This is a genomic window from Halorubrum sp. JWXQ-INN 858, assembly GCF_009806985.1.
Lineage (GTDB): Archaea > Halobacteriota > Halobacteria > Halobacteriales > Haloferacaceae > Halorubrum.
The window spans coordinates 212,280-231,071 of sequence record NZ_WUAX01000011.1 but is presented as its reverse complement, the minus strand read 5'-3'; the positions used below and the strand labels follow the sequence as shown (position 1 = coordinate 231,071).

Genomic DNA, 18,792 nt, shown 5'->3' with positions numbered 1-18,792 from the left:
ATCGGTCGGCCGCGGCGGCGGATCGGTCGGTCGCGGCGAGTCGGGGAGTCGGTTCCGCCGCGGCGGCGGGTCCCGAGTCACCCCGCTTCGGTCAGTCGTCGCTCGGGGCGTGCCCGGCGGCGTCGACGGCGGCGTCGACGGCGGCGTCGGCCGGCTCCGGCAAGTCCTCGCGTACGTCCGTTCCCGTTCCCTCGGCGATGACCGCGGCGTAGGCGTCGGGGAACACGCGGACGAAGTCCTCGACGGCGGCGGGCCAGTCGTCGAGCAGCTCGGCCGCGCGGTCGCTGTCGGTGTACGTGCGGTGGTTCTCGACCAGCCGGCGGAGCATCGCGCGGTCGCGCTCGTCGAGCGTCGTCGACAGCGACACCATTCCGCGGTTGAGCCGCGCGTCGATCCGGTCGTCCGGGTCGTACACGTACGCGACCCCGCCGGACATCCCGGCCGCGAAGTTGCGCCCGGTCTCGCCGAGGACGGCGACGACGCCGCCGGTCATGTACTCACAGCCGTGGTCGCCGACGCCCTCGACGACCGCCTTCACGCCCGAGTTCCGGACGCCGAACCGCTCGCCGGCGACGCCGTTGACGTACGCCTCGCCCGACGTCGCGCCGTACAGACAGACGTTGCCGGCGACGACGTTCTCGGCGGGATCGTAGCCCGCGTCGGCCGGCGTGTCGATAACGACCCGCCCGCCGGAGAGGCCCTTGCCGACGTAGTCGTTGGCCGCGCCCGTGAGCTCGAGCGTGATCCCCGACGCGAGGAACGCGCCGAAGCTCTGGCCCGCGTAGCCGTCGAAGCGGCAGGTAACGGTGTCGTCCGGGAGCCCCTCGCCGCCGTGTTCGGAGACGACCCGGTTCGACAGCGCCGCGCCCACCGCACGGTCGACGTTGTCGATGTCGCGGGTGAGCGCGACCGGGCTCCCGTCGGCGAGCGCGGGCTCGGCGTCGTCGATGAGGCCCCAGTCGAGCAGCCCGTCGATCCCCGGGTGGTCCTGCTCGCGGGTCTTCACCCGCGTCTCGCCGGCCGGCTCGGCGATGACCGCCGAGAGGTCGACGTGTCTCGCCTTCTCGTGATCCGTCTCGCGCTGGGTCAGCAGCCCCGGACGGCCGATGAGATCCTCGAGGTCGGTGTAGCCCAGCTCGGCCATGAGCTCGCGGAGCTCCTGGGCGATGAACGTCATGTAGTTGATCACGTGCTCGGGCTCGCCGGGGAACCGCTTCCGGAGGTCCTCGCGCTGGGTCGCAACCCCGACCGGACAGGTGTTCTCGTGACACTGGCGGGCCATCACGCAGCCGGAGGTGACGAGCGAGGCGGTGCCGAACACGTACTCCTCCGCGCCGAGAGCGGCGGCGACGGCGACGTCGCGACCCGTCTTCAGCCCGCCGTCGGCGGTGACGCGGATCCGGTCGCGAAGCCCGGTCGCTCGGAGCATCTGGTTGGTCTCGGCGAGCCCGAGCTCCCAGGGGAGTCCCGCGTTCTTGATCGAGGTCTTCGGCGACGCCCCCGTCCCGCCGGAGTGGCCGGAGACGTGGACGACGTCGGCGTTCGCCTTCGCGACGCCCGCCGCGATGGTGCCGATCCCGGCCTCCGAGACGAGCTTCACGTTGACGTCGGCGTCCGAGTTGGCGGCCTTCAGGTCGAAGATGAGCTGCTTGAGGTCCTCGATCGAGTAGATGTCGTGCTGGGGCGGCGGCGAGATGAGCCCGACGCCCGGGGTCGAACAGCGGACGTGAGCGATCATCTCGTTGACCTTCTCGCCCGGGAGGTGGCCGCCCTCACCGGGCTTCGACCCCTGTGCCATCTTGATCTGGAGCTCGTCGGCGCTCGCGAGGTACTCGGCGGTGACCCCGAACCGGCCGGAGGCGACCTGTTTGACTGAACACTCCTTTTCGGTGCCGAACCGTTCGGGGGGTTCACCGCCCTCGCCGGTGTTCGACTTCGCACCGAGCCGGTTCATCGCGATCGAGTTGTTCTCGTGGGCCTCCGGCGAGAGGCTCCCGAGGCTCATCGGGGCCGTCGAGAAGCGCTCGACGATCTCCTCGACCGGCTCCACCGTCTCGATCGGGACCGGATCGCGGTCGGAGTCGAACTCCAGCAGGCCGCGGAGCGTCTGGAGCGTCTCGGACTGGTCGTTGACGAGGTCCGCGAACTCCCCGTACTGCTCGTAGTCGCCGCCGCGGACCGCCTGCTGGAGCGTGCCGACGGTCTGGGGGTTCCACCCGTGGTGGACGCCGGACGACCGGTTCTCGTACTCGCCGATCGTCTCGAGTTGGGGATCCGCACCGAACGCCATCGCGTGACGCGCGCGGAGGTCGTCCTCGATCCCCTCGATGCCGATCCCCTCGGTGCGGATCTCGGTGCCCTCGAAGAACTCGCCGACGAATCGCGAGTCGAGCCCGACGGCCTCGAAGATCTGTGCGCCCTGGTACGACTCGACCGTGGAGATCCCCATCTTCGCCATCGTCTTCAGGAGGCCGTCCTCCAGCGCGGAGCGGTAGGCGGCGAGCGCCTCGGTCTCGTTCGCGCCGTCCGGGCCGGCGACGACGTCGGCGATGGAGGCGTACGCGAGGTACGGGTCGACCGCGTCCGCGCCGTAGCCGACGAGCGTCGCGAGGTGGTGGACCTCGTGCGGCTCGCCCGACTCGACGACGAGCCCCGCGCGGTTGCGGAGCCCGTTTCGGACGAGGTGGTGATGGACCGCGCCGGTCGCGAGCAGACTCGGGATCGCGAGCCGGTCCGGGTCGATCGCGCGGTCCGAGAGGACGACGACGTCCGCGCCGCCCTCGATGGCCGCGGCCGCGTCCTCGCGCAGGCGGGCCACCGCGTCCACGAGCGACCCGTCGTGGTGGTACGTCGCGTCGATCGTCTCGGAGACGAACCCGGCGTCGTCCCTCTCGTCACCCTCGCCGCCGCCGAGACGCTTCAGCGCGGCGGTCTCGGCGTCCGTGAGGACCGGCGAGTCGGCGACGATCTGGTGGGCGTGCTCGGGGGTCTCGGCGAGGAGGTTCCGCTGTCCGCCGATCCGCGACTCCAACGAGGTGACGAGCTCCTCGCGGATGTAGTCGATCGGGGGGTTCGAAACCTGTGCGAACAGCTGTTTGAAGTAGGAGAACAGCGGCCGGTCGACGTCCGCGAGCACCGACAGGGGCGTGTCGTCGCCCATCGAGCCGACCGGGTCCTTCCCGGACTCGGCCATCGGCTCGACGAGGTGGTTCAGCGAGTCGGTCGTGTAGCCGAACGCGGCCTGGTGAGCCCGGACGGTGGGTGATTCGGAGTTCTGGTCCGCCGGGTCGTCGACTCCGGGGGCCGCGTTCGCCTCGTCGACTCCGGGGGCCGCGTCCGCCTCGTCGACATCAGGGGCCGCATCCGCCCCGTCGACGTCGCCGAAACCGACGGCGGTCCCGTCGTCGGCGTCGACGAGGTCCTCGAGGTCGGCCTGGTGTTCGGCCACCCACCGGCCGTACTTCTCGTCGGTGAGGTCGGCGAACACGTCGTCGTCGGGGACGATACGTCCCCGCTCGGGGTCGGCGACGAAGATCTCGCCGGGCTGGAGCCGTCCCCGACGCGTCACGTTCGCGGCGTCGGTGGGGAGCGCGCCGACCTCGCTGCCGACGACGAGGCGGTTGTCGTCGGTGACCTCGTAGCGACACGGGCGGAGCCCGTTTCGGTCCAACACGCCGGCCACCGTCTCGCCGTCGAAGCCGATGACGAGCGCGGGGCCGTCCCACGGTTCGACGAGCGAGGCGTGGTAGTCGTAGAAGTCACGGCGAGCCTCGTCCATCAGGTGGTCGTCGCGGAACGCCTCCGGGACGAGCATCCGGAGCGCGTGCGGGAGGTCGCGGCCGGTCTGTAAGAGGAGCTCGAGCGCGTTGTCGACGCTCGCGGTGTCGGACTGGTTCGGGTCGTTGATGATCGGCTTGAGCGTCTCCAACTCGGGGCCGAACGCGGGGTGTTCGAGGTCGTTCTCCCGCGCGCGCATCCAGTTGATGTTCCCCCGGATCGTGTTGAACTCGCCGTTGTGGACGACGTTTCGGTACGGGTGTGCGAGGTGCCACGCGCCCAGCGTGTTCGTCGAGAACCGCGCGTGAACCAACGCGACGTGGCTCGCGAACCGCTCGTCCGTGAGGTCCGGGTAGTAGTCCGCGATCTGTGAGCCCTTCAGCAGCCCCTTATATACGACGCGGCGGCGGTCGAGCGAGCAGACGTAGAACCGCCCGGCGCCGTCGAGGTCGGCGACGGTGTTCTCGATCTCCCGGCGGGCGGCGTACAGGGCCCGGTCGAACCCGAGAGTCTCCGGGTCCGTGTCGGACGGGACCGACCCGTCGTCGGCGAAGCGGGCGGCGAGGCCGGCCCCCTCGACGGGGGCGACGAACAGCTGTTCGATCTCCGGCTCGGAGTCGAGTGCGGTCGCGCCGAGGTCGGTGTTGTCCGTCGGCACCGACCGCCACGCGAGCACCTCCAGCCCGTAGACGGAGAGCGTCTCGGCGATGACGTCGTGGATCGCGGCCTGGACGTTGGGCTCGCTCGGCATGAACAGGGAGCCGACGGCGTACTCCGCGGGCAGGTCCGCGTCGACGACCTCCCGGAAGAACGCGTCCGGACGTGCGACCATGATCCCGGCCCCGTCGCCGGTGTTCGACTCCGCGCCGGTCGTGCCGCGGTGTTCGAGGTTCTCGAGGAGTCGGACCGCGTCGGTGACTGTTCCGTGGGTGGGCGTCCCGTCGAGGTCGACGATGCCGCCGATCCCGCAGTTCGACCGGTCGTCGTCCGGCGACGCGAGGCCCGCGTCGCGGCCCGCCGTCCCGGAGTCCTCCGGACCGCGGGTGGTACTACGTGGCTTGGTCATACTCCTTCCTCACTACCCGCTAGATAAAGGTGTGACCCTGATAGGGGTAGGATCCCTTGGCCACACATTAGGGAATATAAGGTAATTATCCATAAGGGGTTGGCATAGACTACCACGGGTTGACGAAAGGTCCGCACTCGATCGTATTTCAACAAGAAGTACGGAAATACGCAACACGCCTCTCGCTTATGAGTGGATTCTACGCAAATAAGTATACGTCCGTGTATCGAGGGTGTCCCCCGATCAGTAGGACTTCGCGAAGAACGCCGTCCGCTCCGCGTCCGCCTCACAGATCGCACACGCCTCATCGCCGTCGCCGTCGACGTACTCGTCCTCGTCCTCGAACGGAACCATGACGATCTCCGCGGCGATGGGCTCCTTGATCGCCTCCTCGCAGGCCTCGTCGCCGCACCACGGGGCCTTCACGTAGCCGCCGTGCTGGCCGAGCGTCCCGAGGATGCCGGCGCGGTCGTCGGCCTCGCGCACCTCGCCGTCGAGGTTCTCCTCGGCGGCCGCGTACAGCTTCGCGTACACCTCGTCGAGGTGTGATCGGACCGTCTCCGCGACCCCGTCGCGGTCCACGACGGTCTCCTCGCCGTCGGGCCGGTGGTTGAGGGTGAGCTCGTCGTCTTCGACCTCGTACGGACCGATCTCGACCCGCAGGGGGACGCCGTTGAGCTCGTGTTCGTTGAACTTGAAGCCGGGGTTGCGCTCGTCGCGGTCGTCGAGCTCGACGCGCACGCCGGCGTCGTCGAGGTCGTCGGCGACGCCCTCGGCGTACGCGAGCACCTCGTCTTTCGTGTCCTCCTGCCAGATCGGGACGATCACGACCTGCGTGGGCGCGACCGTCGGCGGGAGGACGAGCCCCTGCTCGTCGGAGTGGGTCATGATCAGCGCGCCGAGCGCGCGCCAGGAGAGCCCCCACGAGGTGGTGTGGGCGACGCGGTCCTCCTCGTCCTCGTCGGCGTACGTGATGTCGAACGCCTCCGCGAACGAGCTGCCGAGGTGGTGGGAGGTCGCCCCCTGAACCGACTTCCCGTCGGGCATCAGCGCCTCGACGGTCGTCGTCGTGTCCGCGCCGGGGAACTTGTCGTGGTCGGGCTTCTGCCCGCGGAGGACCGGGATCGCCAGCAGGTCCTCGTAGACGGACTCGTACTGGTCGAGCCGCGTCAGCGTCTCCGTCCACGCGTCCTCGTAGGTCGCGTGGGCGGTGTGGCCCTCCTGCCAGAGGAACTCCTTGGTGCGGAAGAACGGCTTCGTCTCCGTCGCCTCCCATCGGACGACCGAACACCACTGGTTCACGCGCAGCGGGAGGTCGCGGTGGCTCCGGACCCACTGGCTGATGTACGGCGTGATGATCGATTCGGAGGTGGGCCGGACGGCGAGCCGCTCTTCTAACTCCTTCGTGCCGGCCTCGGTGACCCACGCGACCTCGGGATCGAACCCCTCGACGATGTCCTTCTCGCGTTCGAGGTACGACTCCGGGATGAACAGCGGGAAGTAGGCGTTCTGGACGCCGGTGTCCTTGAACTTCGCGTCGAGGAACCCCTGCAGGCGCTCCCAGATGGCGTACGCGCGCGGGCGCGTCACGATGAACCCGCTCATGCCCTCGGGGCCGTAATCGGCCAGCCCCGCCTTCCGTACGACCTCGGCGTACCACTCGCCGGTGTTGTGTGACTTGGACTCGGTGATGCCGAGGTCCTGGTCGTCGTCGCTCATTGTTCCCCACAGGGTGGGTCGCGGGCTTAAAACGTCCGAAGCCGCGTCGGCCGGGCCGTCCTGGGGCCGCTCACCCGCCGTTGATCCGGTACACCCGAATCGTCCCGGTGTCGCTCACCCGCCGTCGATCCGGTACTCCCGAATCGTCCCGGTGTCGCTCACTCGCCGTCGATCCGGTACACCCGAACCGTGTCGTTCTCGAAGACCACCTCGCCGGCGTCGTCGAAGTCGACCGCGCCGTAGCGCGCCCGCTCGGTCGGCCCGACCCAGACGTAGTCGACGTCGTAGGCGTCGAGGACGGCGGCGCGCTCGTCCGCGTCGCCCGCGTACGCGCGATCCACGTCCGCGACCCGGCCGTAGTACGCCTCCTCGCCGCGGTAGCCGACCTGATGGGCCCACCCGGCGACGGTCGGGATCCCCGTCAGGGTGGAGGCGGGGTTCGCCCGCCAGTCGTACATCCCCGGCGTGGTGGGTTCGGCGGCGAGCCCCTCCGGCGACCGGCTCGCGCCCGGGGCCTCGAGCAGGGTGTCCTCGTGGGTCGCCGTCGCGTCGAGCCAGTCGATCGCGGCCGCCTCGGCCGGGTGTTCCGCCGCGGCGAAGGCGGTCGCGTCGAGCGTCCCCGCGTCGTGCCGGTCGAAGTGGTCCGCGAGCGCCAGTCCCGCGTACGGGGCCGCGAGCAGCACGATCGCGACGACGAACAGGCGGGCGACGGGGACGGACCCGATCCCGGACGCCGGATCCGCTCCCGTCGGAGCCGTCCCCGCCGGAGCCGTCCCTTCACGTCCGCCAACCCCGCCGGACTCGCCGAACTTGCCGACCCCGCCGAACCCGCCGGCCCACAGCTCGGCGAGGACGACGCCGAGCGCGACGCCCCAGACCGCCCAGACCTGCGAGTACACCTTAAATACCGTGTTGAGCCGGCCGGGGCCGGCGGCCTCGACGACGTAGACGAGCTCAACGATCCCGACGAGCCCCGCGCCCCCGACCAGCAGCGCGGTCTCGAACCCGACGTCACGACCGAGCCGGAGCGCGGCCCAACCCAGCGCGAGCAGCGGGACGACGACCGCGACCGCCGGGAACCCGGAGAGGACCGCCACCGCGACGACGGCGGCGATCCCGACGGCCACGACTCCCCGATCGCCGCCCCCGTCGTCGTCTGCCCCGAGCCGCCCGACGAGGTACGCGAGGAACCCGGCGAGGAAGAGGACGTGCACGAGGAGCAGCTCCCCCAGGCCGGACCGGTCCGCCGCGTCGAGGAGGGTCGGCTCCTGTCCGGTCGACGCGGCGAGGAGGAAGGGCGCGCCGATCAGGAAGGCGAGGCCGCCGGCGACCGCGGCGACGACGAGGGCACCACCGGTCCGCTCGATCTCGGTCGCGACGGTCGGCGACCGCACCCGGTCGCGGACGGCCGCCGCGACGGCCGACCCGCGGGGGAGCAGCGACAGCGGCGTCGCGGGCGCGAACGCGAGCGCGAGCCAGAGGATCCCGATCGTCGTCGGGACGTCCCACGTGTGGATCACGACCTGCATGCCGCCGATCAGCGGGACGACCCCGAAGACGAGCACCCGCCGCCGGCGGCGCTCCGCGCCGGGCGTCCGCCAGTAGGCGTACGCGACGCCCGCGGCGAGCAACAGGAACGGGAGCCCCATCATGTGCGCGTGGAGGTCCCCGTTGAGGAACGCGAACAGCGGGAACTCGGTTATCGTCCCGTCGATCACGCGGCTCGCGTCCCAGTAGAAGAACCCGTCCGCCCCCGCACGGAGGTCGGCCGCGGAGACGCGCCCCGCGGCGACGGCCTCCGCGAAGCGGTCGCCGGCCCCGCCCGGCAGGACGCCCGCCACGACCTGGACCGCGGTGACCGCGTTGCCGGCGAGCGCGACGACGAAGACGGCCGCGACGCCCGCCCGAAACCCGTGTTCGTGCGACCGGGCCGCGTCGGCCCCGCGGTCGGCGGCTCGCCCGGCGGCGATCCCGCGGGCCAGCTCGAACGCGGCGGCCGCGAGACACCCGTAAAAACCCGCGAGCGCGAGGTTGTACGCGTACTCGGGGGCGGTTCCGGTCAGCATGGTCACGAGGGCCGCGGCGAGGTGGCCCCCGTAGTAGTAGTTCAGCGACTCGCCGGCGAACCAGAAGTCGTAGACCGGCACCACGTCCGCCCGGAGGGTGGCGCGGAGCAGCCCGTAATCGAGGAACTTCTCGCCGCCGATCGCGTTCACGGCAGGGTCGGCGGCCCGGATCGCGACGACGAGCAGGAACGCGCCGACGAAGACGACGGCGGCGGCCCACACGGACCGCCGGTTGACCGGGCCGACGTCCGGCGCGAGGCGGATCTCGCGCCGCCGGAGCGCGGTACGATCGAGCCCGAAGACCGCGGAGAGCGCGGCCAGGACGAGCAGCGCGAGCCAGAGAGTGGGCCGACCGAACCCGATCCGGCCCGCCCAGTAGCCGACGAGGACGAGGACCAACAGCGCGACGGTCGGCGCGAAGCCGAGCCCCGCCCCGGGGAACGCCCGGAACACCCGGGCGGTGAGGGGGGCGGCGAGCGCCGCGAGCGCGAGGAACGCGAGGAGCCACCACGCGACCAACACGTATTCCATGGGAGGGAGACACGACCCCGGGACTATACGGCTTCGGGTTTCTCCCGGTCGTCTCGTCACGTTCGGCGGGTGGCTGTGCCGGATTCGGCGGGCGGCTGTGCCGGGTTCGGCGGGCGGATACGTCGCGTCCGATCGGCCGTCGACCCGATGGCGCTCCCTCCGGAGTCGTCCGAGATTTATAAGGAATGGCGACGTGGGTCGCACATGGTGATCGTTGCCGCGGTCGATCGGTCGGATCGGGCACACGAAGTCGTCCGCGAAGCGGTTTCGCTCGGAAAGGCGTTCGGCGATCCCGTTCACGTCGTCCACTCGATGACTCGTTCGGAGTTCATCGACCTCGGGCTACGGAGCGTCGAGAGCGACGACCGCGTGACGATGGACGAGGTCCGCGAGATGGCCCGGAAGGTGGCGAGCGACGCCCTCGAGGACGCCGGCGTCGACGGCTCCGTCGACGTCAGTACCGTCGGGCTCATCGGGGACCCCGACGAGTCGATCGTCGACTACGCGGGTCGCGAGGACGCCCGCTACATCGTCGTGATGGGCCGGAAGAAGTCGCCCACGGCGAAGGCCCTGTTCGGGAGCGTCGCCCAGTCGATCCTCCTCAACGCCTCCTGTCCGGTCGTCACGCCGTCGGTTCGACGACACGACTGACGTCGCTCCCGCCCGCTGCCCCGCTCCCGCCTGCCGCCTCGCTCCCGCGAGTCACACCCCTTTTTACCCGGCGTGACGGATGGCCTCCCATGTCGCTCGGGATCGTCGTTCCCGCCTATCGCCCGGACGTCGACGCGCTCCGCGGCTACGTTCGCGCGCTCGAGGACCGGCTCTCGCCCGAGCGGATCCGGATCGAGTCGGACGCCGCAGACCCGGAGACGGCGGCCGCGCTGACGGACCTCGCGGGGGCGTTCGACGCGGTGTCGGTCAACGCGGTTCCCGACCGTCGGGGAAAAGGGGCCGCCGTCACCGCCGGCTTCGAGGCGCTCGACACGTCCGTGCTCGCGTTCGTCGACGCGGACGGCGCGACCCCGGTCGAGTCGGCCGTGGACGTGATCGGTCCCGTTCGTCGCGGGGCCGTGTCCGTCGCGGTCGGCTCCCGTCGCCACCCCGACGCGGACGTGACGATGCATCAGGGTCACCTCCGGCGGTTCCTCGGCGACGGGTTCGCGTGGCTCGCCCGACGCGTCGTGGGGTCGACCGGCGCGCGGCTGTACGACTATCAGTGCGGCGCGAAGGCGCTTACCGCGGAGGTGTGGCGAGCGGTCAGGGACCACCTCCACCAGCCGGGGTTCGCGTGGGACCTCGAGTTCGTCGCGGTCGCGGCCGCGTGCGGCTACCGCGTCCGCGAAGTCCCGATCACGTGGGAGGACAAGCCCGGGTCGACGGTCGCGCCCGTGCGCGACACGGCTGCCATGTTCGCCGGGCTCCTCCGAGCGCGCCACCGCGCGGGGATCGTCTCCGGAAGCGCGGTTCATCGGTCGATCGCCCGCGACCCCGGTCCCCCGTTGGTCGACCGTGCAACCGATCCCGCCGGCGGCGACCGTGCGACCGATCGTGCGGTCGACCCCGGAGTCGACGGGCGAGGGCCGGGATGACCGGCGTGCTCGACGAGCTGGCGACGGGCCGACGGTTCGGGAAGTTCGCGTCCGTCGGCGCGGTCGGCGCGGTCATCGACCTGTCGATCTCTGCGACGCTCACCCTCGCGACCGCGCTGCCGCCGGAGCTCGCGAAGGTCGTCGGTGCGGAGGCCGCGATCGTGACGATGTTCCTCATCAACGACCGGTGGACGTTCCCCGACCACGGCGTCGGCGGGGGGCGTGCGAAGCTCCGACGGCTCCTCAGATCGAACCTCGTGCGGGCCGGGGGGGTCGCGATCCAGGTGGCCGTCGTCTTCGTGCTCACGCGGCTGGACGTCGTCGTGACCGTCGCCGGCACGAACGTCTGGGACGCGCTGACGATGCCGATCGCGATCGGTGCGGCGTTCCTCGTCAACTACGTCGCCGAGAGCCTCTTCACGTGGCGCGTCGCGGACGACGATGACTTATAAACGGGTGCGGGAAGAAACCGCATACGGGCGACCGGATCAGAACCCTTAACCGTGAAACGTGGTTTGAATATGATAGCGGGATGGGATAGCCAGGAGATTCCGCCGGGCTCATAACCCGGAGATCGGTAGTTCAAATCTACCTCCCGCTACTTCTTCACGACGCTCCGACCGATAGACGGTCGGCGTCCGTCTCGACACGTCGTCATCGTCGTCGTCGTCTTCGTCATCGTCACCGGTCCTTCACCGATAGGTTCGTCACTGTCACCGGTAGTTCCGCCGAGCCCTGTCGCTCCTCGTCGAGCCCTGCCGCATCTCGCCGAGCCCTGTCGCTCCTCGTCGATGCTTCGCTCCGCGAACGAGCGGCTCACTCGTGGGGGTATCGCCCCGTCTCGCCACACTCCAGACAGCGGACGACGACGTGGCCGGGCTGGAGCCGGACCCGGCTCGTCTTGCCCGGCCGCAGGTAGACCGCACAGGCGTCACAGGTCTGCCGCTCGAACTCCCGGGGGACGCCACAGCGGTTCCGCTCGGCGATCCGCCGCGCGAGGCGGACGTACTCGCGGGCCCGGTCGTACTCGTCGTCGACGACCGCCTCGCGGGCCAACGCGAACAGGCGCTCGATCCGTTCTGCCGGGATCCCCATACCTCGTCGGGGGACACGCCGCGGCAAAGGTATTGTCATCGTCGGCGGAGCGTCGTGAACGGCCCCTCCGTCCGACAACCCGCAGGCTTTTGACGCCCGCCGACAATCCGCGGTTATGAAGGAGTCGCTGATGGACATCATCTGCTGCCCGCTCGACAAACACGATCTCGAACTCGACGTCGACGAGCGCGACGGCGAGGAGATCCTCGAGGGAACGCTCACCTGTACGGAGTGTGGCGAGACGTACCCGATCGAGGACGGGATCCCGAACCTCCTGCCGCCGGACATGCGCGAGGAGGCAGCGTAACCCCTCCGTGGACTGAATCTTTTTCTATGATGGGTTCGACAGGGACTCTGTGCCGACACTCTCCGTCGAACTGAACGGGGACGCCGTTCACTCGATCCGGGCCCCCGACCGGTTCACCACGAATCGGCCGTTCTCGATCGAACTCGAGAACCTCGGCCGGTCGACGCACGTCCACCTGCACTTCGACGACGAACTCGACCGGGTGGCGTCGCTCACGACGGCGAACCACTACGTCGAGGACGAGGCCACCAGGCGTATTCACGTCTCCGTGAACGAGCTCGACGAGCCGGTCCAGGGCAAACTCAAGGTCGTGACGGGGTACGGCTCCGGCGTCGAGTACGTCGACGTGCGGATCGACCCGCCGGTCGACCGCTCGGCCGACGACGTCGTCGTCGACGAGTCGCTCTCGAAGCCCCCCGAACGCCCGCCGGAGCCGCCGGTCACCCAGCGGTTGGCGACGGCGCTCGATCGCGCCGTCGAGAACGGGGGGCTTCCGGCGCTCGGGCTCGCGCTGCTCGCGGTCGTCGTCGCGGTCGCCGTCGCGGTCGCCGTCGACAGCGTGATCGTGCTGTTGGGGATCGGCGTCGTGGTCGGCGTCGCGCTCGCGGCGGCGCTGTTCGTGCTGTGGTGAGTCCGTCTCGCGGCGGTTCTGAACGGCCGAGCCGACGCGTCGGGGCGGACTCGCCGCGTCCGCGTCGATCCGGGATCCGCGCGCTTTTAGGTGTCCCGGCGGAACGGAACCCATGAGCTTCGAGAAGGAAGACACGGTCACGTTCCACGACAAACACAGCGACTACGACGGCGAGACCGGGACGATCACGCAGGTGATGGAGACGATGTTCGGGGAGGCGACCTACACCGTGAGCTTCGAGGACGGTCAGGAGACGGGCGTCCCCGAGGACGCGCTCGACCTCGTCGAGAGCGAGGAGTAACAGCGCCCCACCACGAGGTACCGCATGCCCAGAGTTCCGTTCCACTACGTCGACCTCCGAACGTTCGTGTACGCGACCGAGGACGAGAAGCGCGTCGAGGAGGCCCTCCGCACGTTCCTCCCGGAGACGGTCGATCTCGATCGCGTCGAGAACGTCGGCCATCACGGCGACCGGATCGTCGTGCTCTCGGCCCGCGTCGAGACTGCCGACGAGATGCGACACGTCCTCGACCGCCTCGCGACGCTCGACGACCTCGACCGGGTCCTCGACGAGCTCGACGACCGCGTCGACGACAACTGCGCGCTGTTCCTCCGGCTGGACAAACAGGCGGCGTTCAAAGGCGACGTGCGGCTCGGACCGGGGATCACGCTCCGATCGAAGGTGGAGGCGTACCCCGCGAAGAAGGAGGCGGCCGTCGCGAACGCCCGCGAGACGCTCGAACGGCTCGCCGCCGGCGACGAGACGTAGATATCCGGAGACGTACCTGAGACGGGAACGACCTGAGACGGCAACTACCTGAGAGGTCGGTTCCTCCTTTCCAGCGCCTTTTTGGGGACGCTATCATCCGCGCGTCAACCGCTCGCGTTCAGTCCCCGTCGGGCCACTTGATCGAACAGCCCTGCGACGGGCGGTCCGGGATCGCGACCTCGTCGCCGGCGAGGACCGCCTCGACGGCTTCCCGAACGTAGTACTCCGTCGCCTCGTCGTCGGGGCTGAGCGCGTCGTCGAGCCGGCCGTGGTACCGGAGCCGCCACCCACCGTCCTCGCGGCCGAACAGGAACGGGTCGGGGGTACAGACCGCGCCGTACGCCTCGGCGACGGAGCCGTCGGCGTCGCGGAGGTACGCGTCGTACGCGATCGTGCCGTCGGCGACGTGTTCACGCATCGCCTCGAAGGAGTCGTCCGCCTTCTCCGTGGCGTCGTTGGGGTTGATCCCGACGACGTCGAGCGCGTCGTAGTCGGCCGCCAGCTCGTTGAGGAGGTCGAACTTCGCGATCGCGTACGGACAGTGGTTGCAGGTGAAGACGACGAGCAGCGCGTCGCCGTCGAACGAGTCGAGCGTGTACGTCTCGCCGTCGGTTCCGGGAAGCTCGAAGTCCGGCGCGGCGTCCCCGCGGTCGAGCTCGGAATCGGATTCTGTCAACACCATGGGAGGCGATAGCGCCGCGGAACCCAAAGCCGTTCCGGGGACGTTCCGAGGGCGTTCCGGGAATTTTCCAGGGGCGTTCACCGCCGTCCCCTGACGCGGACCGCGGCGAGCGCCAGCAGGCACCCGCCGACGCCCGTCGTGATCCCGCTCGCGACCAGCGACGCGTCCCGGACGAGACGAACGACGGCGACGAGCGGGGCGGGGTCGATCGCGGTCGCGTCGCCGCCGGCGAAGAGCGGGATTCCGTCCCCGACCGCAGAACCGAGAGGGCCGACGGAGCCGAGGAGCGCGGCGGCGACGACCACCACGAGGGCCCCGACCCCACCGACGGCGACGAGAACCGCCCCGACCCGAGCCGGCCGCACGGACGACCGCCCGGCGACCCGCTCGTGGGCGTACCCGTCGTCGCGACCGCGCCGAGGGCCGTTTCGTGTCGTCGTTCGGCCCCTACGCACCCGCCCCTCGTCGTCGTCGTGGACCCGGCCACGAACGGCCGGACCTCCGATCTGCTCCCGTCCGGTCGGGTCGCTGTCGATCGACATACGCCGCGGTGGCGTCGGTATCGGAGATGAACGTTTGGGGGACAGCCGGCGGACGGGTCGCGACCGTCGTTGCGGAGTCGGGTGCTTTTAAGCGATCGGGGGCGAACCGTCGGGGCATGACGACGTCGAGCGGTCCCCGATACCTGACGCTGCGACTCCTCTGTGCGAACGCCGTCGGCATGGTCGCGTTCCTCTCGGCGTTCGTCGTCGCGGAGGACTTCGCGATCGCGCTCATCGCGGGCCTGATCGTCGGGGCGATCGGCTACGTCGCGTCGAGCGCGGTCGTCGACTACGCGGCGGCGGGAGCCGGCGGCGAGCACGACTGAGCCGTTCGGGCCGTCCGGGGCGGCTCCCGGGCAAGGTTGATACGGCAGCGGGTCACCATCGTGGTATGGCAGACGACACCGACGCCACGGGCCGGGACGAGCCGAATCCGTTCCGCTTCGAGAACGAGGTCCCAGCCGGCGAGAAACGCCACTTCCGGTCGGAGGTGTCCGAGACGTACCTCGGCGACTCCGTCGAGATCCCGGTGACGATCGTCAACGGGGAGCGTGACGGGCCGACGGTGTTCGTGACCGCGGCGCTCCACGGCGACGAGCTCAACGGCGTGAAGGTGGTCCAGGACGTCGCGGCCCGATACGAGCCGGACGAGATCGCCGGCACGCTCGTGTTGTTACACGTGGTGAACGTGCCCGGCTACCTCGCCCAGCAGCGCTACATCCCCATCTACGACCAGGACCTGAACCGGTCGTTCCCCGGGCGGGCGCGGTCGAACACCGCGGAGCGGATCGCGAACGTCGTGTACAAACGCTTCATCGAGCCGTGTGACTACGGGATCGACCTCCACACGTCCACGCGCAACCGCACGACCATGTATCACGTGCGCGCCGACATGGCCGACCCCGAGGTCAACCGCCTCGCACGGGCGTTCGGCTCGAACCTCGTGCTCGCCGGCGAGGCCGACGAGGGGAGCCTCCGCTCGGTGGCGACCCGGAACGGAACGCCGACGATCACCGTCGAGATGGGGAAGGCACACCGCTTCCAGCTGCCGCTGATCGACCGCGCGCTTGACGGGATCGAGTCGGTGCTCGCCGAGCTCGACGTCCTGCCCGGCGAGGCGGTCGACTGGCCCGGCTGGCGGCGCGTGATCGATTCGGCCACCGAGAAGACGTGGCTACGCGCCGACCAGGGCGGGCTGGTGGAGATGCTGTACGACAACCCGCTGGTCCACGAGGGCGACGCGGTGTGTCGGATCTCCGGGCACTTCAGCCAGAGCGAGGTGATCGTCCGGGCCCCGTTCACCGGGCTGTTGGTCGGCGTGTTACAGAACCCCGTCGCCGCCCCCGGACACCCGCTCTGTCACCTCGTCGGCGTCGGCGGCGAGACGCTCGCGGAGATCGAACGCGAGATCGAGTCCGGCGAGTTCACCGAACAGCCCTGGGCGTGACGGCGTCCGGGGCTTGATCGGGCGATACGGCCGCCGCGGGATCGATCGGGCGATACGGCCGCCGCGATCAGTCCGTGGCGTCGGGGGTCGGCGGCGACCCGCCCAGCCGGTCGCGGTCGTGCGGGGCGTCCCAGTCGAGGTCGGGCCCGCGCGCGACGATTCCGGTCGGGGTCACCTCCGGATGCGTGGTGTAGTAGTGTTCCTTGATATGCGCGAGGTCCACCGTGTCGGCGACGCCCGGCGTCCCGAACAGGTCGCGGACGTACGGCCAGAGGTGCTCGTACTGGTGGACGTACCGGACGTTACACATGAAGTGCGTGTGGTAGACGTGGTCGAACCGCACGAGCGTGGTGAACAGACAGAGGTCCGCCTCAGTGAGCCGGTCGCCGGCGAGGTAGCGACGGTCCGCGAGGTGGTCGTTCCAGCGGTCCAACGCGTCGAACAGGTCGTCGACCGCCTCGTCGTACGCCGCCTGCGAGGTCGCGAAGCCCGCGCGGTACACCCCGTTGTTGACCGGCTCGTAGATCGCGGAGATCAGCTCGTCGACGCGCTCGACCCCCGCGGGATCGTCGGGGAGGAGGCTGACGCCGTTGCCGAGGTCGTCGAAGGCGGTCGTCAGCATGCGGAGGACCTCGCGCGACTCGTTGTTGACGACAGTATCGGTTTCGGTGTCCCAGAGGACGGGGACGGTCACGCGACAGGTCGCGTCGGGGTCGGCGGCGACGTACAGCTCCCGGAGGTAGTCGCTGTCGTGGACTCGGTCGGGGGTACAGCCCTCCTTTTCGGGCGAGAACTGCCAGCCGTCCGCGCCGCGCCACGGGTCGACGACGGAGACGCCGATGGCGTCCTCCAGCCCGAGCAGCGATCGCGCGAGCAGGGTCCGGTGGGCCCACGGACAGGCGTACGAGACGTAGAGGTGGTAGCGGCTCGCCTCGGGCTGATACCGGTCGGTCGGCTCCGCATCGATATGGGCAGGGACGTCGCTGCCGGCGATCCAATCGCGGAACGTCGTCTCGCCCCGTTGGAACGTCCCGTCGTCGTCGGTCGACTCGTACGCGTCGGTCCGCCACTCCCCGTCGACGAGCTGGTTCATACCGATCGGAGGGCTTCCACGACAATAATCGGACCGGGGACGCGGCCGTTACCGGGCGCGGTGCTGTCGGGATGGGAGACGACGGCCCCCCAGTGTTTTACCCTGCGCCGCCGGAGCGACGGTATGAGCCGAACGACGGAGCCACGGGCGGGAGGGCCGACGGTCGCGGTCGTCGGCGGCGGCGCGGTCGGGGTCACGGCGGCGGCCGACCTCGCGGCCCGGGACGCGGCGGTGACGCTGTTCGAGCGCGGCGATCTCGGGGACGGGAGCTCCGGGCGCGCGGCGGGCGTGCTGTACGACGCCTACGCCGAGGACGTCGACGCCGCGCTCGCGGCCCGCGCGATGGAACGTTTCCGGGAGCTCTCCGGGTCGCTTCCCGGGTTCGAGTTCACGCCGTGCCCGTACGTGATCGCGGTCCGTGACGGGGACGACGACGCCGAGGCGGTGCCGGCGATGGTCGATCGCATGCGCGCACACGGGCGGGACGTCTCGGTGGTCGACCCCGAAGCGCTCGGCGAGCGGTTCCCGCTCGCGACCGACGACCTCGCCGTCGCGGCCGTCGCGGAGGGGGCCGGCTGGGCCGATCCCGGGAGCTACGTCTCGGCGATGGCCGACCGGGCTCGCGAGGCGGGGGTGACGATCGAGACGGGCGTCGAGGTCGAACTCGCGGAGGGCGGGGAGGGCGGAGATGGTGGAGAGGTCGAGGAGGGTGGAGACGGCGGGGATGGTGGAGAGGGCGGCAACGACACCCTCGAGCCGACCCTCCGCGTCGACGGGACGCCCCGCCGGTTCGACGCGGTCGTCGTCGCGGTCGGCGCGCACACGGAGCGGTTCTTCTCGACGGCCGAGGTCCGGCTCCCGGTCAAGCCGTATCGGGTGCAGGCGCTCGTGAGCGACGCCGCCTACGACGGCCCGATGACGTACGACGCGACCGCGGGCGTCTATTTCCGGCCGCACCCGGCGGGGCTGTTGGCGGGCGACGGCACCGTCCCCGTCGAGGCCGACCCCGACGACTACGACCGCGACGGCGACGACTGGTTCGTCGAGGACGTCTCGGTGACCCTCCGCGAGCGGGCCCGCCACGACCCCGCCGTCGACCGCGCGTGGGCCGGGCTCTGCACGGCAACCCCGGACGGCGACCCGCTGGTCGGCCCGGTCGCCGACGGTGTCTTCGTCGCCGCCGGCTGGCAGGGTCACGGGTTCATGCGCGCGCCCGCCTTCGGCGAGCACCTCGCGACCGGGGTGCTCGCGACGCTCTCACCGGACGACGGCGAGATCGAGGACGGCGACGGGAACGCGAGCGAGAGCGAGGACGCGAACGGGAATGTGAGCGAGAACGAGGACGGAAACGAGAACGCCGACGCCGAGTCGCCGTGGATCGACGCGTTCGACCCGACCCGGTTCGACGGCGACGAGTCGTTCGAGATCCGCGAGGGGATGACCGTGCGGAGCCGCGGCGACTGACGGCGTCGCCGGGC

General features: G+C 70.4%; 17 protein-coding genes and 1 tRNA gene. 11 read left to right on the top strand and 7 right to left on the bottom strand.

Features of this window, described 5'->3' with window-relative positions:
• Positions 1–91: 91 nt before the first annotated feature.
• From gltB to GRS48_RS09945, 3 genes are all read right to left on the bottom strand, one after another.
• Positions 92–4,843: a glutamate synthase large subunit gene (gltB, locus tag GRS48_RS09955; RefSeq protein ID WP_159486024.1), complete on the bottom strand. Its 4,752-nt coding sequence runs from the start codon at positions 4,841–4,843 to the stop codon at positions 92–94.
• Between the two features lie 243 nt (positions 4,844–5,086).
• Complete coding sequence (proS, locus tag GRS48_RS09950) at positions 5,087–6,562, bottom strand: proline--tRNA ligase (protein ID WP_159486022.1); 1,476 nt, start codon at positions 6,560–6,562, stop codon at positions 5,087–5,089.
• Between the two features lie 158 nt (positions 6,563–6,720).
• Positions 6,721–9,159: a DUF2298 domain-containing protein gene (locus GRS48_RS09945; protein WP_159486020.1), complete on the bottom strand. Its 2,439-nt coding sequence runs from the start codon at positions 9,157–9,159 to the stop codon at positions 6,721–6,723.
• 204 nt (positions 9,160–9,363) lie between these two features.
• Between GRS48_RS09945 and GRS48_RS09940 the strand changes: the two genes are divergently transcribed.
• The 4 genes from GRS48_RS09940 to GRS48_RS09925 all read left to right on the top strand — a co-directional run bounded on the left by GRS48_RS09940 (position 9,364) and on the right by GRS48_RS09925 (position 11,349).
• The gene (locus GRS48_RS09940) at positions 9,364–9,810 is read left to right on the top strand and encodes a universal stress protein (protein WP_159486018.1); all 447 of its coding nucleotides are present in this window, start codon (positions 9,364–9,366) and stop codon (positions 9,808–9,810) included.
• A gap of 89 nt (positions 9,811–9,899) precedes the next feature.
• Complete coding sequence (locus GRS48_RS09935) at positions 9,900–10,748, top strand: glycosyltransferase (protein ID WP_159486016.1); 849 nt, start codon at positions 9,900–9,902, stop codon at positions 10,746–10,748.
• Positions 10,745–11,200, top strand: coding sequence for a GtrA family protein (locus GRS48_RS09930; protein ID WP_159486014.1), 456 nt, complete (start codon positions 10,745–10,747; stop codon positions 11,198–11,200). The genes GRS48_RS09935 and GRS48_RS09930 overlap by 4 nt, the downstream gene beginning before the upstream one ends.
• A gap of 74 nt (positions 11,201–11,274) precedes the next feature.
• A tRNA-Met gene (locus GRS48_RS09925) sits at positions 11,275–11,349 on the top strand.
• A gap of 215 nt (positions 11,350–11,564) precedes the next feature.
• Here the strand turns inward: GRS48_RS09925 and GRS48_RS09920 are convergent.
• Positions 11,565–11,843 (bottom strand): ribonuclease P protein component 4, encoded by a 279-nt coding sequence (locus tag GRS48_RS09920; protein WP_159486012.1) that lies wholly within the window; start codon positions 11,841–11,843, stop codon positions 11,565–11,567.
• A gap of 115 nt (positions 11,844–11,958) precedes the next feature.
• Between GRS48_RS09920 and GRS48_RS09915 the strand changes: the two genes are divergently transcribed.
• The 4 genes from GRS48_RS09915 to GRS48_RS09900 all read left to right on the top strand — a co-directional run bounded on the left by GRS48_RS09915 (position 11,959) and on the right by GRS48_RS09900 (position 13,550).
• Positions 11,959–12,150, top strand: coding sequence for a methytransferase partner Trm112 (locus GRS48_RS09915; protein ID WP_159486010.1), 192 nt, complete (start codon positions 11,959–11,961; stop codon positions 12,148–12,150).
• Between the two features lie 49 nt (positions 12,151–12,199).
• The gene (locus GRS48_RS09910) at positions 12,200–12,781 is read left to right on the top strand and encodes a hypothetical protein (RefSeq protein ID WP_321168385.1); all 582 of its coding nucleotides are present in this window, start codon (positions 12,200–12,202) and stop codon (positions 12,779–12,781) included.
• Positions 12,782–12,893: 112 nt separating this feature from the next.
• Positions 12,894–13,082, top strand: a complete 189-nt coding sequence (locus GRS48_RS09905; RefSeq protein ID WP_159486008.1) for a DUF1918 domain-containing protein — start codon at positions 12,894–12,896, stop codon at positions 13,080–13,082.
• 24 nt (positions 13,083–13,106) lie between these two features.
• Positions 13,107–13,550, top strand: a complete 444-nt coding sequence (locus GRS48_RS09900; protein WP_159486006.1) for an RNA-binding protein — start codon at positions 13,107–13,109, stop codon at positions 13,548–13,550.
• 118 nt (positions 13,551–13,668) lie between these two features.
• On the opposite strand, the gene GRS48_RS09895 is transcribed toward GRS48_RS09900, so the two are convergent.
• Together GRS48_RS09895 and GRS48_RS09890 are read right to left on the bottom strand one after the other, a co-directional pair.
• Positions 13,669–14,232: a thioredoxin family protein gene (locus GRS48_RS09895; protein ID WP_159486004.1), complete on the bottom strand. Its 564-nt coding sequence runs from the start codon at positions 14,230–14,232 to the stop codon at positions 13,669–13,671.
• A 77-nt stretch (positions 14,233–14,309) separates the two neighbouring features.
• A complete protein-coding gene (locus GRS48_RS09890) occupies positions 14,310–14,774 on the bottom strand; it encodes a hypothetical protein (protein ID WP_159486002.1) in 465 nt (154 codons plus the stop codon).
• A 116-nt stretch (positions 14,775–14,890) separates the two neighbouring features.
• Here GRS48_RS09890 and GRS48_RS09885 point away from each other — a divergent pair, with 116 nt between their 5' ends.
• Positions 14,891–15,100, top strand: a complete 210-nt coding sequence (locus GRS48_RS09885) for a hypothetical protein (RefSeq protein WP_159486000.1) — start codon at positions 14,891–14,893, stop codon at positions 15,098–15,100.
• A 65-nt stretch (positions 15,101–15,165) separates the two neighbouring features.
• Positions 15,166–16,221 (top strand): succinylglutamate desuccinylase/aspartoacylase family protein, encoded by a 1,056-nt coding sequence (locus GRS48_RS09880; protein WP_159485998.1) that lies wholly within the window; start codon positions 15,166–15,168, stop codon positions 16,219–16,221.
• A 67-nt stretch (positions 16,222–16,288) separates the two neighbouring features.
• Here the strand turns inward: GRS48_RS09880 and GRS48_RS09875 are convergent, their stop codons facing one another.
• Positions 16,289–17,314, bottom strand: a complete 1,026-nt coding sequence (locus GRS48_RS09875) for a glutathione S-transferase family protein (protein ID WP_159485996.1) — start codon at positions 17,312–17,314, stop codon at positions 16,289–16,291.
• Between the two features lie 123 nt (positions 17,315–17,437).
• On the opposite strand from GRS48_RS09875, the gene GRS48_RS09870 reads away from it, so the two are divergent.
• On the top strand, positions 17,438–18,778 hold the full coding sequence (locus tag GRS48_RS09870; protein ID WP_159485994.1) for an FAD-binding oxidoreductase: 1,341 nt from the start codon (positions 17,438–17,440) through the stop codon (positions 18,776–18,778).
• The last annotated feature ends 14 nt before the right edge of the window (positions 18,779–18,792 follow it).